The organism is Aeromonas sp. 1805, assembly GCF_013085525.1.
Classification (GTDB): domain Bacteria; phylum Pseudomonadota; class Gammaproteobacteria; order Enterobacterales; family Aeromonadaceae; genus Aeromonas; species Aeromonas hydrophila.
Genome location: NZ_CP038515.1, coordinates 279,990 through 296,424 on the forward strand (window position 1 = coordinate 279,990; position 16,435 = coordinate 296,424).

The 16,435-nt window shown below is 60.3% G+C and carries 16 protein-coding genes and 1 tRNA gene; 7 read left to right on the plus strand and 10 right to left on the minus strand.

The annotated features are described in order from the left end of the window. Positions 1–113: 113 nt before the first annotated feature. Positions 114–1,556, minus strand: a complete 1,443-nt coding sequence (locus E5E96_RS01185) for a sodium:alanine symporter family protein (RefSeq protein WP_011706925.1) — start codon at positions 1,554–1,556, stop codon at positions 114–116. Positions 1,557–2,300: 744 nt separating this feature from the next. Between E5E96_RS01185 and tal the strand changes: the two genes are divergently transcribed. Both tal and E5E96_RS01195 read left to right on the plus strand, forming a co-directional pair. After that, on the plus strand, positions 2,301–3,251 hold the full coding sequence (tal, locus tag E5E96_RS01190; RefSeq protein WP_016351598.1) for a transaldolase: 951 nt from the start codon (positions 2,301–2,303) through the stop codon (positions 3,249–3,251). Positions 3,252–3,411: 160 nt separating this feature from the next. Beyond that, entirely contained in the window at positions 3,412–3,594 is a 183-nt protein-coding gene (locus E5E96_RS01195) for a DUF3545 family protein (RefSeq protein WP_016351599.1), read from the plus strand. A gap of 51 nt (positions 3,595–3,645) precedes the next feature. On the opposite strand, the gene E5E96_RS01200 is transcribed toward E5E96_RS01195, so the two are convergent. Both E5E96_RS01200 and ung read right to left on the minus strand, forming a co-directional pair. Beyond that, positions 3,646–4,194, minus strand: a complete 549-nt coding sequence (locus E5E96_RS01200; protein WP_011706927.1) for a hemerythrin domain-containing protein — start codon at positions 4,192–4,194, stop codon at positions 3,646–3,648. Positions 4,195–4,352: 158 nt separating this feature from the next. After that, on the minus strand, positions 4,353–5,021 hold the full coding sequence (gene ung, locus E5E96_RS01205) for a uracil-DNA glycosylase (protein ID WP_011706928.1): 669 nt from the start codon (positions 5,019–5,021) through the stop codon (positions 4,353–4,355). Between the two features lie 845 nt (positions 5,022–5,866). Here ung and grcA point away from each other — a divergent pair. Beyond that, positions 5,867–6,247, plus strand: a complete 381-nt coding sequence (gene grcA, locus E5E96_RS01210) for an autonomous glycyl radical cofactor GrcA (RefSeq protein ID WP_011706929.1) — start codon at positions 5,867–5,869, stop codon at positions 6,245–6,247. A 131-nt stretch (positions 6,248–6,378) separates the two neighbouring features. On the opposite strand, the gene E5E96_RS01215 is transcribed toward grcA, so the two are convergent. From E5E96_RS01215 to hemA, 7 genes are all read right to left on the minus strand, one after another. After that, positions 6,379–7,659 (minus strand): dicarboxylate/amino acid:cation symporter, encoded by a 1,281-nt coding sequence (locus E5E96_RS01215; protein ID WP_139393347.1) that lies wholly within the window; start codon positions 7,657–7,659, stop codon positions 6,379–6,381. 306 nt (positions 7,660–7,965) lie between these two features. Next, positions 7,966–8,820: a 3-deoxy-8-phosphooctulonate synthase gene (gene kdsA, locus E5E96_RS01220; protein WP_139393346.1), complete on the minus strand. Its 855-nt coding sequence runs from the start codon at positions 8,818–8,820 to the stop codon at positions 7,966–7,968. A gap of 175 nt (positions 8,821–8,995) precedes the next feature. Continuing rightward, positions 8,996–9,796: a SirB1 family protein gene (locus E5E96_RS01225; protein WP_011706932.1), complete on the minus strand. Its 801-nt coding sequence runs from the start codon at positions 9,794–9,796 to the stop codon at positions 8,996–8,998. Between the two features lie 11 nt (positions 9,797–9,807). Further along, positions 9,808–10,191: a SirB2 family protein gene (locus E5E96_RS01230; RefSeq protein WP_017409175.1), complete on the minus strand. Its 384-nt coding sequence runs from the start codon at positions 10,189–10,191 to the stop codon at positions 9,808–9,810. A gap of 43 nt (positions 10,192–10,234) precedes the next feature. Then, the gene (prmC, locus tag E5E96_RS01235) at positions 10,235–11,083 is read right to left on the minus strand and encodes a peptide chain release factor N(5)-glutamine methyltransferase (protein WP_171281390.1); all 849 of its coding nucleotides are present in this window, start codon (positions 11,081–11,083) and stop codon (positions 10,235–10,237) included. Then, positions 11,083–12,171: a peptide chain release factor 1 gene (prfA, locus tag E5E96_RS01240; RefSeq protein WP_011706935.1), complete on the minus strand. Its 1,089-nt coding sequence runs from the start codon at positions 12,169–12,171 to the stop codon at positions 11,083–11,085. Before prfA ends, prmC begins: the two co-directional genes overlap by 1 nt. 51 nt (positions 12,172–12,222) lie before the next feature. Next, positions 12,223–13,482 carry a glutamyl-tRNA reductase gene (gene hemA / locus E5E96_RS01245; protein ID WP_016351604.1) on the minus strand — a complete coding sequence of 420 codons (1,260 nt, stop codon included), beginning with the start codon at positions 13,480–13,482 and terminating at the stop codon, positions 12,223–12,225. A 121-nt stretch (positions 13,483–13,603) separates the two neighbouring features. Here hemA and lolB point away from each other — a divergent pair, with 121 nt between their 5' ends. From lolB to E5E96_RS01265, 4 genes are all read left to right on the plus strand, one after another. Continuing rightward, on the plus strand, positions 13,604–14,188 hold the full coding sequence (gene lolB / locus E5E96_RS01250; protein ID WP_011706937.1) for a lipoprotein insertase outer membrane protein LolB: 585 nt from the start codon (positions 13,604–13,606) through the stop codon (positions 14,186–14,188). Between the two features lie 26 nt (positions 14,189–14,214). Next, positions 14,215–15,084, plus strand: a complete 870-nt coding sequence (gene ispE / locus E5E96_RS01255) for a 4-(cytidine 5'-diphospho)-2-C-methyl-D-erythritol kinase (RefSeq protein WP_171283192.1) — start codon at positions 14,215–14,217, stop codon at positions 15,082–15,084. Beyond that, positions 15,064–15,138 (plus strand) — tRNA-Gln (locus tag E5E96_RS01260). Before ispE ends, E5E96_RS01260 begins: the two co-directional genes overlap by 21 nt. Positions 15,139–15,446: 308 nt before the next feature. After that, positions 15,447–16,394, plus strand: a complete 948-nt coding sequence (locus E5E96_RS01265) for a ribose-phosphate pyrophosphokinase (protein ID WP_005298464.1) — start codon at positions 15,447–15,449, stop codon at positions 16,392–16,394. The last annotated feature ends 41 nt before the right edge of the window (positions 16,395–16,435 follow it).

The window sequence follows — 16,435 nt, forward strand, 5'->3', positions numbered from 1 at the left end:
GCGTCAAATCTGTCGGCACTGGGATGCCCACAGCTGACGGCGGTGAAAACAACGCCCAAACGAAAGGGGAGCCAGTGGCTCCCCTTGTTGTCAGATAACGGCGACTGCGAGGCTTATGCCTGCTTGCTGTTTTGCGCCGGATTGTCCCAGATCCCCTCTTCCAGCTGGCTGCGGATCTCGGGGTACTTGTTGGCGTCGAAGGTGGGCACCTTGCCCAGCTTGAGCTGGTCGTTGTAGTCCCGCGCCAGCTTGATGGCCACCCCGGAGAGCAGCAGAATCGCCACCAGGTTGACGATGGCCATCAGTCCCATGGAGACATCCGCCATGGCCCACACGGTCGGCAGCTCGCCCACCGAGCCGAACATCACCATGCCCAGCACGAACATCCGGAACAGCATCAGGCCGCCCTTGTGGTTGTGCTCGAGGAACACCAGGTTGGTCTCGGCGTAGGAGTAGTTCGCCACGATGGAGGTGAAGGCGAAGAAGAAGATGGCCGCCGCGATGAAGATGTTGCCACCGCCACCGATCTGGGAGGAGAGCGCCCGCTGGGTCAGCTCCACCCCGGTGATGCCGGAGCCCGGTTCAAACTGGCCGGACATCAGGATGATGGCGGCAGTACAGGTACAGATGACGATGGTATCGAGGAACACCCCCAGCATCTGCACGTAACCCTGGGAGGCCGGGTGCGGCGGATAGGGCGTCGCGGTCGCGGCGGCGTTGGGAGCGGAGCCCATACCGGCTTCGTTGGAGAAGAGACCGCGCTTGATGCCGTTGATCATCGCCTGGGAGATGGCGTAGCCCAGTGCACCGGAGCCGGCCTGCTCAAGACCGAAGGCGGACTTGATGATGAGGCTGAATACCCCCGGCAACTCGCTGATGTTCATGGCGACCACGAACAGCGCCATCAGGATGTAGGCCAGCGCCATGAAGGGCACGACCAGCTCGGCGAAACGGGCGATGCCGCGAATGCCGCCGAAGATGATGAGACCGGAGAGCACCACCAGTGCCAGACCGCTGACCCAGTCGGGGATGCCGAAGGCCACATTCATCGCCAGACTGATGGAGTTGGCTTGTACCGCGTTGAACACCAGACCGAACGCCAGGATCAGGCAGAGCGAGAACAATACCCCCATCCAGCGCATGCCGAGCCCCTTCTCCATGTAGTAGGCGGGGCCGCCACGGTAGTTGCCATCCTCATCCTTGACCTTGTAGAGCTGGGCCAGGGTGCTCTCGACAAAGGCGGTCGCCATGCCGATGAAAGCGATCAGCCACATCCAGAAGATGGCACCCGGGCCACCCAGATAGATGGCCACCGCCACCCCGGCCAGATTGCCGGTACCCACGCGGGCGGCAAGGCTGGTACAGAGGGCCTGGAAGGAGGAGATGCCGGCGTTGTCTGATTTGCGGCTGTTGCGCAAGACGGAGAACATGTGGCCGAAGTGGCGGATCTGGATAAAACCCAGGCGGAAGGTGAAGAAGATGCCGACGCCGATGAGCAGGTAGATGAGCACGGCTCCCCACATCAGGTCGTTAATCATTGCGATCAAGGTGTCCATATTTCTCTCGTTGTTATCACATCCATGGTCAGTCTGCGCTGACCCCTTGCTGTCTGTTTCTGAATTTGCGGTTCACTAAAGGGGCGGAATCTAGCATAGCGAGGGAGTTCAGAATAGTGATCGGGATCACTGCGGAAACAAAAAACGAGCGATCCAGTGCATTAAAGCTTCATTTAACTCGCAAAATTTCAACAAAACTGAGAATCCAATCAATCAGCCGACAAATTAGACCCAAAAGAGCACTTTTTGGCAATTATCTATATAGAGGTAGAGCAAGCAGAGAAGGGGGCAAACCATTACGCAAGCGTTTACCCATCCGGGCAGCCAAAACCCCTTTGTTTCGCCAAACGTTTTACACGTAATAAAATTTCAAGAGGCTGATCGGACAATTTGTGTGATCGATGCCACAAAACCGATAATCAACCAAAAAAGTTGTTTTTGGCGGCCGCTAGATTCACTCCGGCAAAAAGGATAAAAGTCGTTTTTTATCAAACACTTTTAGCCACTCTTTCCCACTGCTGCCAGGGAGTGGCTGATAAGCATACAGCCCCCCCTATTGCAGGATGAGCCACATCCGTATTAATTAGGCAGGCAATGACGATGGGACACACCCATCGCGCTTTTCTGAGCCTGAGTCGCCGGGGTTTTGTAATTTTATTTCAGAACTGTCGTCTCACGCCCGCCACCCCCGAGCCAGCACCCTTTGCAAGAAGAGTGCGCCCTCATAAAGAGATGATATTTGCCATGGCCGATAAATTAACCCAGCTGAAAGCCCTGACCACTGTTGTCGCCGACACCGGTGATATCGAAGCCATCAAGCGCTACCAGCCCATCGATGCCACCACCAACCCCTCTCTGGTGTTGAAGGCATCCGAGATCCCCGAATACGCGGCGCTGATCGAAGACGCCATCAACTGGGCCAAAGCCCAGAGCCAGGACAAGGCACAGCAAATCATCGACGCGGGCGACAAGCTGGCAGTCAACATCGGCCTGGAAGTGCTGAAAATCGTCCCGGGCCGCATCTCCACCGAAGTGGATGCCCGTCTCTCCTTCGATACCCAGGCCAGCATCGCCAAGGCCCGCAAACTGATCCGTCTCTACAACGAAGCCGGTATCAGCAACGATCGCATCCTGATCAAGCTGGCCTCCACCTGGGAAGGCATCCGTGCCGCCGAGGTGCTGGAGAAAGAGGGGATCCAGTGCAACCTGACCCTGCTGTTCTCCTTCGCCCAGGCCCGTGCCTGTGCCGAAGCCGGCGCCTTCCTGATCTCCCCGTTCGTGGGTCGCATCCTCGACTGGTACAAGGCCAAGCACAACCGTGACTACACCGCCAGCGAAGATCCGGGCGTGGTTTCCGTCACCTCCATCTACGACTACTACAAGCAGCACGACTACCCGACCGTGGTCATGGGCGCCAGCTTCCGCAACACCGGCGAGATCCTGGAACTGGCCGGCTGCGACCGTCTGACCATTGGCCCGGCCCTGCTCGAAGAGCTGAGCAAGACCGAAGGCGCCGTGGTACGCAAGCTGAACTACACCGGCGAGCGCAAAGCCAAACCGGCTCCGATGACCGAAGCCGAATTCCGCTGGGAACTGAACCAGGACGCCATGGCCCACGAGAAGCTGGGCGAAGGCATCCGCATGTTTGCCATCGACCAGGGCAAGCTGGAAACCATGCTGGCCAGCCGCCTCTGATGAGAGCCGTCATGAGCCGATGAAAACCGGGTTCCCGCAAGGGAACCCGGTTTTTTTATGGGCGCCGGACCCTTGTCATGTGTTCGTCACGAAAACGTTTTATTTTCAATGCCGTTATGTTATACGGATGGTGAAAACGAGAATAACCAAGGAGGGAGCCATGGAAATGTTCAACTTCGAATATGACGATGTAGTTGAGCTCGGTTCACGTAGCCGCGGGACAACGGGAAAGAAACGTAAATGGCGTGAGATTGAGGCGTTGAAAGACAAGCACCGCCTGCAGAAGGAGCTGCAATCCATCGACATCGCCTACGAAGGTCTCTCAGACGAGATCGAACTGTAAAAACAAGGCCCCGGTTAACCGGGGCCTTGTTTTTTAAGGGCATGTCACCCCTCAGGAAGAGAGCGGCAGCGACAGGCGCTTGGCCAGTGCCTGAAAGTGCTGGCTGATCTCGGGCCCGAACAGGGGATCCCCGATGGCGCGGTTCTGCCAGATCTGTTCGAGGTGGCGCCAGTCATCCTCGGTCAGCGAATCGCGCAGATGGGGGAAGATGACCCCCTCCTCGTAGTTCATGTGCGCCTCCTGCAGCGCCACGAACTGCTCCAGCTTGGCGGTAAACTGATCGAGCGGGATCACCGCATCCATCAGGATCATCTCCACCATCTCCTTGAGTTCGGCACCAGCCTCCAGCAACTTGGCATGCTCGGCCTGCAGCCGGTTGGCGACGTCCCCCTCCACTACCCGGTACTTGAGGTAGTAGTCATAAATGATGTCTTCCTTCGGATGGTGATACTTGTCCGACACCTCCCTCAGGTAATCCACCACATCGCGGATCAGGAAATAGCTGACCCGCTGTTCGTCGCGAATGGCGGCGAGCTTGTGTTTGAGCAGATCCAGCAACCTGGCGATGTTGAGATGGTCCTTGTGCAGACTGGCTAGCATGGGCACTCCTTGCGCTGAAATGAGACGATCCTGTTTCGAGTATACGGTCATTTATCGCGCCAACTTTGCACTCAATCAAGTCATCTGCAGACAAAACAGCGAGTAACGCACAATGCCGCCCCCCTGTTCATGCCCCCGCTCGCCAGCCGTCGGGCCCCTCACTCGCAGACCGAGTGCCAGTTGATGGGACTCATCCCCTGCTGGCTCAGCAGCCGGTTGGTTTCGGAGAAGTGGCCGCAGCCGATGAAGCCGCGATGAGCAGAGAGCGGGCTGGGATGCGGCGCGCTCAACACGTGATGACGCTGCCTGTCGATGAAGCGACCCTTCTTCTGGGCATGGGCCCCCCACAGCAGGAAGACCACCCCCTGACAGCTGGCATTGATCTGCTCGATGACCCGGTCGGTGAAGGTCTCCCAGCCCAGATGGGCATGGGAGTGGGCCTGGCCCGCCTGGACCGTCAGCACGGTATTGAGCAGCAGCACTCCCTGTTTGGCCCAGGACTCCAGAAAGCCGTGACTGGGTGTGACAAAACCCGGCAGGTCCCGCTGCATCTCCTTGTAGATGTTGACCAGCGAGGGGGGCGTGCGCACCCCGGGCAACACCGAGAAGCAGAGACCGTGCGCCTGATTGGGGCCGTGATAGGGGTCCTGACCCAGGATCACCACCTTGACCTGATCCAGCTCGGTCAGCTTGAAGGCATTGAACACGTCGGTCGCCGGCGGATAGATCACCTTGCCCGCCTCCCGCTCACTCCTGACGGTCGCCAAGGTCGCCTTGAAATAGTCCTGCTCCTTCTCGGAGCCAATTACATCAGTCCAGGTCTGCACCCCAATCTCCTCATTGAATCTGTCCGGATGGACGCCCTGTAACCCTGCGCAGGATCACACCGCCTGATGCGGGTCGGCGCGCCACCATCCTCGATGAATACGGCGGGTTTTGCGGCATGCGGCTTGGCTCATGCCGGGCCATGCGAGCAAGCACGCCGCCATCCTCGCTGAATGCGGCAGGACATGGTGCTGGGCCAGTGCTGGCATCACCATGCCCTCATTAATGCGGCAAGGGGCTCAGGATAGGGGGCCAGCCCCCGGGACGCAACCTTGGCACCCTCTTCCGAGTCCCCTTGCCCCGAATGGCAACTGCATCGCAACGGTATGACAACCTCCCGCGCACCCAGCTCTCCCGGCCACTGCGGGCAGCGGGGTCATGGTGACCGTGGCAATCGGCGGCTCGGCTGAGACAGCCTTATGCCAAGGCAACCTTATATAGATGTGTGAGCAGCAGAGGGAGGGCAAACCTGGCCCCGCCACCTTCACCGCAGGCTTGGCCCCGATGCCCCCACAGAGAAGATGAGGTCGGCCTCATTCATGACACAAACCTTAAAACATGTAGTTAAATTACTAGATTTAATTAATAGAAGATGCATAATTCGGATATCTTACATAATCAGAAAAATGACCTCTTTTTGATTAATCTCAATAATTTAATCCCTTCCAGCTCGCGCAAATCGCGTATTTTTTGATTTGGATCAATTTTCGTAATATTACCATCGTGGTATATATGACCCAACAAAGTAAAGGTGTAAGGCAAGGGCCCTTTAAATCATCCCGGTGGTTTAAATACATCAGGGTAATTTCCTTACAGTTGAATCCGCTTTCCTATGAGGAGTCATACCATGATCAAGGGCATCCAAATCACCCAGTCTGCCAACGCCGCTCTGCTGAACTCGTTCTGGCTGCTGGACGAAGAGAAGCAACAGGCTCGTTGCATCTGCGCCAAAGGCGACACCTTCGCCGCCGATCAGGAAGTCAGCGTCTCTGACCTGGGCCAGTTCGAATACCGTGAACTGCCGGTACAAGCCGAGCCGGCCGTCGAAGGTGGTCAGCACCTGAACGTCAACGTCCTGCGTCGCGAGACCCTGGAAGACGCCATCGCCAACCCGGAAAAGTACCCGCAGCTGACCATCCGTGTCTCCGGCTACGCCGTGCGCTTCAACGCACTGACCCCGGAACAGCAGCGTGACGTGGTGACCCGCACCTTCACCCAGAGCCTGTAAGTCGCTCTGCAGCAACCGGTATCATGAAAAACGGCCCAAACGGGCCGTTTTTTTTATGGCTTGAATTCACCCACCCGCGCTCGCAGCCCTTGTTCGACAGGCTGGCGGCACATGGTGCGGGCATCAGCGGCTCAATGCTGATCCAGCTTGACGGCTTGCGGCGGGTTGCTCAGCGCCTCGTGCATCTGCTGCTCATCAAGCTGATCGCAGTAACGGGCTACCACCAGGGTGGCCACCCCGTTGCCGATGAGGTTGGTCAGGGCGCGGGCCTCCGACATGAAGCGATCGATGCCGAGGATCAACGCCAGCCCGGCCAGCGGCAGGTGGCCCACCGCCGAGATGGTGGCCGCCAGCACGATGAAGCCGCTGCCAGTCACCCCGGCGGCTCCCTTCGAGGAGATGAGCAGCACCACCAGCAGGGTGATCTGCTGGAACAGATCGAGCGGGGTGTTGGTGGCCTGGGCGATGAAGATGGCCGCCATGGTCAGATAGATGGAGGTGCCGTCCAGGTTGAAGGAGTAACCGGTCGGGATCACCAGCCCCACCACCGACTTCTTGCAGCCGAGTGCCTCCATCTTCACCAGCATGCGCGGCAATACAGATTCAGAAGAGGATGTCCCCAGCACGATCAGCAGCTCTTCCCGGATATAGGAAATAAAACGAAGGATACTGAAACCATTCGCTTTGGCAATACTGCCCAGCACCAGGAAAATAAACAGCAGGCAGGTCATGTAGAAGCAGGCAATTAATTGTCCGAGCTGAACCAGCGAGCCGATACCATATTTCCCAATGGTAAAGGCCATCGCACCAAATGCCCCAACCGGTGCCAGCCGCATGATCATGTTGATGATCCCGAAAATAACCTGGGAGAAGCTGTCAATGACATTGAATATCACTTTTCCCTTCTCGCCGATATGGTGCAGGGAGAAGCCGAACAACACCGCAAATAACAGCACCTGCAGAATGTTACCGCTGGCGAAGGCGCCGATCACGCTGCCCGGGATCACGTCCAGCAGGAAGGGGATGATGCCCTGTGCCTTGGCCTGCTCGGCGTAGGCGGAGATGGCGCTGGCGTCCAGCGTGGCGGGGTCTACGTTCATGCCCGCCCCCGGTTGCAGCAGGTTGACCACGCACAGCCCGATGATGAGGGCAATGGTGCTGACCACTTCAAAATAGAGCAGCGCGATGGCGCCGGTTTTACCCACCGCTTTCATGCTCTCCATGCCGGCAATACCGGTCACCACGGTGCAGAATATAACCGGGGCGATGATCATTTTGATTAATTTAACGAAACCATCCCCAAGCGGTTTCATGTCCGCACCGAGGTCGGGATATATATGTCCCAGAATGACCCCGAGGGTGATCGCTAACAACACCTGAAAATACAGGCTGCTGACTATTCTTTTCTGCATTCTTAACGTCCTGTCAATTTAATGAAATATGTCATGGCAGAAATACGCATGCAGCAATCCGTGACGAAATAGTGTTATTTCGCCCGGTTCGTGCCGTTCCCTCATCACAACAGGGGCTACTTTCCCATGTTAAAAAAAACAATTAATAGACATCAATCACACAACAGATTTAACAACATTAACGCCACGGAAACCTGACTGTATTTATTCTGTGATTGATTTATGCTGGCCAGAGAAATAAAAACAGGCCGCAAACAAAAATGCCCCGCAGTGCGGGGCATTTTTATTGGGCAAGCAAAGCCTGACTCAGATGGAAGTATCGAGCGGCTCGAAGCCCTTGATGAGATCGTCGATGGCCTTCATCTGCTTGAGGAAGCTTTCCAGCTTCTCCAGCGGCAGCGCGCTCGGGCCGTCGCAGCGGGCAATCTTGGGGTCCGGGTGAGATTCAATGAACAGACCGGCCAGACCGACCGCCATGCCGGCACGGGCCAGCTCGGTCACCTGCTCGCGGCGACCGCCGGAGGCAGCGCCCATGGGATCGCGGCACTGCAGGGAGTGGGTCACGTCGAAGATGACCGGATAGCCACCGGTGCTCTTCTTCATCACGCCCAGCCCCAGCATGTCCACCACCAGGTTGTCATAACCGAAGTTGGCACCGCGTTCGCACAGGATCAGACGGTCGTTGCCGCACTCCTCGAACTTGTCGGTGATGTTCTTCATCTGGCTTGGGCTCAGGAACTGCGGCTTCTTGATGTTGATGACATTGCCGGTGCGGGCCATGGCCTCCACCAGATCGGTCTGGCGCGCCAGGAAGGCGGGCAGCTGGATGACATCGACCACCTCGGCCACCGGTTTGGCCTGATGGGGCTCGTGCAGATCGGAGATGACCGGCATGCCGAAGGTCGCTTTCAGCTCCTGGAAGATCTTCATCCCCTCTTCCAGACCCGGGCCGCGATAGGAGTGGATGGAGGAGCGGTTGGCCTTGTCCCAGCTCGCCTTGAACACGAACGGGATACCCAGCTTGGAGGTCACTTCCACGTACTTCTCGCACACCGCCATCGCCATGTCGCGCGATTCCAGCACGTTCATGCCGCCGAACAACACGAACGGTTTGTCGTTGGCGACGTCGATGCCATTGACCTTGATATTCTTCTGTTCCATCTCAGGCTTCCTTAGGTAAAAGGGCTTGCAGGGCTTGAATCCACATCCGGCCGCGCTGCCCAAAGCAGCGCGACCTCGATACTCGTCGGTTGCATCTCCCAGGCCTTGCATGCAACGGCATGGGACTCTTCATTCGGCCAAGGCCTCGCCATGCAGCGGGGCCGTTGCCCGCCCCTCAGTGGAGGGGCTTGGGGCTCAGATCCAGCGCGGCCAGCTGGGCCTTGAGCACGTCGGCCACCGGATCGTCCGGGCACTGTTCAATAAAGTATTCAAAATCGTCGGCGGCAAAGCGCGGGCAATCGAGCTGCTCGTAGATGAAGCCGCGATCCCGCGTCTCCAGCGGGTCGCCGGGCTTCATCCGCAGCAGCAGTTCGCTGCAGCGCAGCGCTTCGGTCATCCGGTCTTCCCGCAGCAGGGCGCCCTTGCTCACGTTGAGCAGCCGCTCGATGATCTCCCACTGGCCGGCAGGCTGCAGGTGATCCGAGCTGAGAGTGGCCAGGTTGCCGAGGGCCCCGCGCAGCAGCAGCTCGATGTGATGCAGGCTCAGCTCGTCGCCGGTGAAGGGGTCCACATAGACCTCCCCCTCACTGCCGGCAAAGCTCACCAGGAAGTGGCCGGGGAAGCAGATCCCCTCCACGTCCAGCCCGAGCTTGCGCCCCAGCTGAATGATGAGGATGCCAAGGCTGACCGGAATGCCCTGCTTGCGGGCCAGAACCTCGGCCAGATCGCAGTTGGCCACCGAGAAGTAGTCCTGCCAGTCGCCGTGAAACCCTAAGGTCTGATAGAAGCCCTGCAGCAACTGGCGGCGCACCTGGTCGCAATCCCCTTCCTCGATGGCCTCGTCCAGCCAGGCGTCGAGCCGGGCCAGCTCCGCCGTCCCGCGGCCGCTGATGCCATGGATCTCGTCGCTCACCGACAGCGCCAGCTCGGCGATGTCATGGGCTTCGAAATCGGTCCATTCGTCTACGCGTATCATCGTCATCATCCTTAACCGAACAGGCTGGCCTGCTTGTAGACGGCCAGCTTGGCGATGAAGAAGACCCAGCCGAGGGCTCCCAGAAACGCAAACCAGCGGATGCCGTTACTGCGGGCCAGGCGCAGTGCCATCATGGCCAGAAAGGCCACCACCAGGATGGCGGTCAGCTTTTCGCTGAGCCAGGGGGTGGCGTTGTTGAGCGGGTTGAGATCCAGCACCATGCATAGCAGCACACCGGAGAGCACCACCAGGCCGTTGAGCCAGCCGCTCAACCTGAGGGTACGGGCGCTGGCGGCGCGGCTCGAGCCGGTCTGCAGCCAATAGAAGCGCAACATGAACATCAGCACGGCCAAGCCTATCAGCAGCAGGTGCAGATGTTTGATAGCAAAATACATAACGTGTCCTTGAACAAAGGCAGGCCCGGCCTGCCCGTCATCATCACTGAGCCAGCCGCCCCAGGGTCACCCGCTCGTTATCGCCGTAATCGCGCACGGTTTCCACCTGAAGGTAGCCCTGTTGCAGCAGGAGTTGACGCACCGCCTCCCCCTGCTGCCAGCCATGCTCCAGCAGCAGCCAGCCCCCCGGCAGCAGATGGGCCGGCGCGCCCGCCACGATCAGCCGGATATCCGCCAGACCCTGCTCGTCCGCCACCAGGGCGGAGCGGGGCTCGAAGCGCACGTCCCCCTCATCGAGGTGCGGATCCGCCCCGTCGATGTAGGGCGGGTTGGAGACGATCATGGCAAAGCGCGGCGCCTTGCTTGACGAGGGCGCGACCAGCGACTCAAACCAGCTGCCGTCGCGCACCTCGATGGGCAGACCGAGGGCGGCGCTGTTGGCACGGGCCAGGGCTGCCGCTGCCGGCATCCTGTCCACCGCCCATACATCGGCATCCGGTCGCTCCGACTTGAGCGCCAGTGCAATGGCGCCGGTGCCGGTGCCCAGATCCAGCACGGCGCAGGGGCCTGCTGGCAGCCGCGCCAGCGCCTGCTCGACCAGCACCTCGGTATCGGGGCGCGGGATCAGGGTGGCCGGGCTCACCTTGAGCGGCAGCGACCAGAACTCCCGCTCGCCAATCAGGTGGGCGATGGGTTCGCCCTCGAGACGGCGTTCGAGCCAGCTCAGCAGGGTCGCCTGCTGGGCGGCATCGAGCTCGCGCTCCGGCCAGGTCATCAGGTAGCTGCGCCGGCACTCCAGCAGATGGCAGAGCAGCGCATCGGCATCGGCGCGGGGGGATTCCCCCCCTGCCAGGGTCGCCATGATGTGGGCGCGAGCCTGCTGGATCTGCATCAGTTGCTCTCGGCCAGGGAGGCGAGCTGATCGGCCTGGTACTCCTGGATCATCGGGCTGATGACGCAGTCCAGGTCCCCTTCCATGATCTCGCCGAGGCGATAGAGGGTGAGGTTGATGCGGTGCTCGGAGAGGCGCCCCTGCGGGTAGTTGTAGGTGCGGATGCGCTCGGAGCGATCCCCCGACCCCACCAGGTTGCGACGGGTACTCTGCTCGGCGGCACGGTGGCGCTCATCCTCGGCCGCCTGCAGACGGGCGGAGAGCACCGACATCGCCTTGGCGCGGTTCTTGTGCTGGGAGCGCTCATCCTGGCACTCTACCACCAGCCCGGTGGGCAGGTGGGTGATGCGGATGGCGGAGTCGGTCTTGTTGACGTGCTGACCACCGGCCCCGGAGGCGCGGAAGGTGTCGATCTTCAGCTCCGAGGGGTTGATCTCGATCTGCTCGGCTTCCGGCACTTCCGGCAACACGGCGACGGTACAGGCGGAGGTGTGCACCCGCCCCTGGGATTCGGTTTCCGGCACCCGCTGCACCCGGTGACCACCGGATTCAAATTTGAGGCGGCCGTAGACGTGCTCGCCCTCCACCTTGGCGATCACCTCCTTGTAGCCGCCATGCTCGCCGTCGTTGCAGCTGACGATGGAAACCCGCCAGCCCTGGCGCTCGGCGTAGCGCGAATACATGCGAAACAGATCGCCCGCAAAGATCGCCGCCTCGTCACCACCGGCACCGGCGCGGATCTCCAGATAGCAGTTGTTGTCATCCTTGGGGTCGCGCGGCAGCAGCATCACCTGCAGCGCCTGCTCCTGCTCCTCGAAGGTCGCCTTGGCCAGCGGCAGCTCCTCCTGCGCCATTTCACGCAGGTCGGCATCATCCTCTTCCAGCATCTGGCGGGTGGCGTCCAGGTTCTCTTCGGCCTGGCGGAATTGCTGGAAAGCGTGAACGATATCTTCCAGCTGGGCATATTCCCGGGTCAGGGCGCGGTAGCGATCCTGATCCGCGGCCACGTCCGGCTCGCCGAGCATGGCCTGTACTTCTTCGTGGCGCTCGATGAGGCCTTCCAGCTTTCTGATCAGTGACGGGTTCATAAATCTTGTGTTCTCGATGGAGGACGGGACGACCGGCTGGTCGCCCCAAAACTATGACTCTTGTGACAACCCCAGCACCTGGCGCAACTGGGCCAGCTGGTGGTGATCCCCCTGGGCCGCGGCATGACGCAGGGCCTGGGTCGGTGCGTGGATCAACTTGTTGGTGAGGCGGTGGGCCAGCGCCTTGAGCGCCTGTTCGGCATTCTCGCCCTGCTGCAGGGCCAGCAGGGCGCGCTGCAGCTCTTCGTCGGCCACCTGTTGGGACTGGTGGCGGTAATCGCGGATGAGATCCACCGAGTGCTGGCTGCGATACCAGCCCATGAAGTCGTCGCGCTCTTCCTGCACGATGAGCTCGGCCTCGGCGGCGGCCCGTTTGCGGGTCTCGAGATTCTGCTCGATGATGCCCTGCAGGTCATCCACCGTGTAGAGATAGGCGTCCGAGAGCTCGTCCACCTCCGCCTCGATGTCGCGGGGCACGGCGATGTCCACCAGGAACATGGGCTTGAAGCGGCGGGCCTTGAGCGCGCGCTCCACCATGCCCTTGCCGATAATGGGCAGCGGGCTCGCGGTGGAGCTGATGACGATGTCCGCCTCGTGCAGGTAGTCCGGGATCTCTTCGAGCGTCATCACCTGGGCGCCGAACTCCTCGGCCAGCAGCTGGGCCCGCTGCAGGGTGCGGTTGGCCACCATCATCTGGGTGACGTTCTGCTCGCGCAGGTGGCGGGCCACCAGTTCGATGGTCTCGCCGGCACCGACCAGCAGCACCTTGGTCTGGGAGAGATCCGAGAAGATCCGCCGCCCCAGGCTCACCGCGGCAAAGGCTACCGACACGGCGCTGGCGCCGATCTCGGTATCGGTACGCACCCGCTTGGCCACCGAGAAGGATTTCTGGAACAGCCGCTCCAGCGATCCCTTCACCGCCTCGGACTGCTGGGCATGGGCGTAGGATTGCTTGATCTGCCCCAGGATCTGCGGCTCCCCCAGCACCAGGGAGTCGAGCCCGCAGGCCACCCGCATCAGGTGGCGGACCGCCTCCTCGTCCTGATGCTGGTAGATGGCGGAGACCACCTCGGCCGCATCCAGACCGTGGAAACGCTGCAGCCACTGCAACACCTGCTCGCCCTGCCCCTGCGCCAGGCTGCAGTAAAGCTCGGTGCGGTTGCAGGTCGAGACGATCACCGCCTCGCTTACACCGGGTTGGGCGACCAGCTCACGCAAGGCGCGATCGATGCAGTCCGGGCCGAAGGCGACCCGCTCCCGCAAGGCGACACTGGCGGTGTTGTGGTTGATTCCGAGGGCAAGCAAACTCATGAGTGGGCGTGGATCGTATCTGTGCGCTGGGAGTAAAGGCTGCCAATTGTACGAGAAAGGGTAAGTCTTTAAAAGCAATACGGCCGCCCCGTATACTGTGGCAAATCACCTTTTCCGGAGCATGACCTTGTTGTTGCGTCTTTTCACCCTTGGCTGCCTGCTGTTGCTGGCCGGTTGCGCCACTACCCAACCCCAGCGCGATCAGGTCAACTGGCAGCAGGAACGTACCCGCCTCGAGCAGCTCAGCCACTGGCAGCTGTCGGGCAAGATGGCCATCATCACCGCCCAGCAGAAGGGCAGCGCCCGGGTCAACTGGCAGCAGGATGGCGACGACTACCGCCTCAACCTCACCAGCCTGATCGGCACTCACATCCTCGAGCTCTCCCGCAGCAAGGGCGAGATCACCCTGATCGACAACGAGGGCAACCCGCACCAGAGCCAGGATGCCGAGGCGCTCATCTATCAGCTCACCGGCTGGAACATTCCGGTGGCCGGGCTGCCGGAATGGATCAAAGGCTTGCCGGGTCAGGCCGAATTCGAGCTCAACCCCGACCGCAGTCTGGCCAGCGTGCGGGACGGTCAGTGGCAGATCGTCTATGGCGACTACCGGGATCAGGACGGCTACCGCCTGCCGCACCTGCTCACCATGACCGGCCAGGGCAGTCGCCTCAAGCTGCAGATCAACCAGTGGACCATAACCCGCTGATGGCGGCCATCGACAAGGACTCCCCCATGAGCGCCATGCGCTGGCCGGCTCCGGCCAAACTGAATCTCTTTTTGCACGTCAACGGCCGTCGCCCGGACGGCTACCACGAGCTGCAGACCCTGTTCATCTTCCTCAACCACGGCGACTGGCTCGAGTTCGATGTGATCCCAGGAAGCGACAAGCTCACGTTGAGCCCGGCCATTCCCGGCGTGCCCGACGAGCAGAACCTGATCATCCGGGCCGCCCGTCTGCTGCAGGCAAAACTGCCAAGCCCGCAGGGAGCCCATATCCGGCTGGAGAAGGTGCTGCCCATGGGCGGCGGCATCGGCGGCGGTTCGTCGGACGCCGCCACCACCCTGGTCGCCCTCAACCACCTGTGGCAGGCTGGCTTGAGTGAAGACGCGCTGGCCGAACTCGGCGTGCAGCTGGGCGCCGACGTGCCGGTGTTCGTGCGCGGCAAGGCGGCCTTTGCCGAGGGGGTCGGTGAGCGGTTGCAGCCGGTCGAGCTGCCGAGTGCCTGGTATCTGGTGCTCAAGCCCAATTGCCATGTGGCGACCGCCGCCGTGTTCCAGGATCCGGACCTGCCCAGAGATACCCCGAAAATGGCATTGCACAATCTGCTGGAAGGGGAGTGGAAAAACGATTGCGAATTGCTGGTGAAAAAGCGCCACCCCGAGGTTGCCAATGCGCTCGGCTGGTTGCTAGAATACGCGCCGTCAAGAATGACGGGCACAGGAGCCTGCGTCTTTGCTCAGTTTGAAGACGAAGTGGCTGCTCGGGAAGTGTTGGCAAAAGTGCCGAAAGGATGGGATGGGTTTGTCGCCAAGGGCGAGAACATATCACCACTCTTCGCTGCATTGCAACAAGTCAGTGATTGGGGTATCGCCAAGCGGTAAGGCAGCGGGTTTTGATCTCGCCATTCCTAGGTTCGAATCCTAGTACCCCAGCCATCTCCTGAACATCGAACAGGGTATATCGATTCACCTGCCGCAGCAGTCTTGCCGGGAGTGCACACTCCCCCTCGCGGTTGCAGCACCCATCGTTACCCTCTCGTTGTCGGGAGGTCACTGGTCATCATGGATGACGGGGCGTCGACCAGCACGACGCTCAACCGACTTGCCGCATGCAACGTGGGCACCTGGCCTGAAAGCAGCCTATAGTGGTCTGACCCGTCAACTTGATAAATCGTTTGCCCCAAAACGATAAGGGTCTGAATAAGACTCCCCACATACTGGATGCAACCCCGAGGTTTCAAACCGTGCCTGACATGAAGCTGTTTGCTGGTAACGCAACGCCGGAACTAGCCCAGAAGATCGCAGATCGCCTGTTTATCAAACTCGGCAATGCTGCCGTAGGTCGCTTTAGCGACGGCGAGATCAGCGTACAGATCAACGAGAATGTACGTGGTGGCGATATCTTCATCATTCAATCCACCTGTGCCCCGACCAACGACAATTTGATGGAATTGATCGTGATGGTGGATGCTCTGCGTCGTGCTTCAGCTGGCCGTATTACTGCCGTTATCCCCTACTTTGGTTATGCCCGTCAGGACCGCCGCGTCCGCTCCGCCCGTGTTCCCATCACCGCCAAGGTCGTCGCCGACTTCCTCTCCAGCGTCGGTGTGGATCGCGTGCTGACCGTTGACCTGCATGCCGAACAAATCCAGGGCTTCTTCGACGTCCCGGTCGACAACGTGTTCGGCAGCCCGGTGCTGCTGGAAGACATGAAGTCCAAGAACCTCGAATCCCCCGTGGTCGTGTCGCCGGACATCGGCGGCGTGGTACGTGCCCGTGCCATCGCCAAGCTGCTGGACGATACCGACATCGCCATCATCGACAAGCGTCGTCCCCGCCCGAACGTCTCCCAGGTCATGCACCTGATCGGTGACGTGGCCGGCCGCGACTGCATCATCGTCGACGACATGATCGACACCGGTGGCACCCTGTGCAAAGCCGCAGAAGCCCTCAAGGAGCGCGGCGCCAAGCGTGTATTCGCCTACGCCACTCACCCGGTCTTCTCCGGTTCCGCCGTGGAGAACATCAAGAACTCCGTGATCGACGAACTGATCATCACCGACTCCATCCCGCTCACCGCGGAGATGAAGGCGGTCGACAAGGTCAAGCAGCTGACGCTCTCTTCCGTGCTGGCCGAAGCCATTCGCCGCATCAGCAACGAAGAGTCCATCTCTGCCATGTTTGAGCATTGATAGACCCTGTTGTGACAAAAACCGCCAGCTGGCGGTTTTTG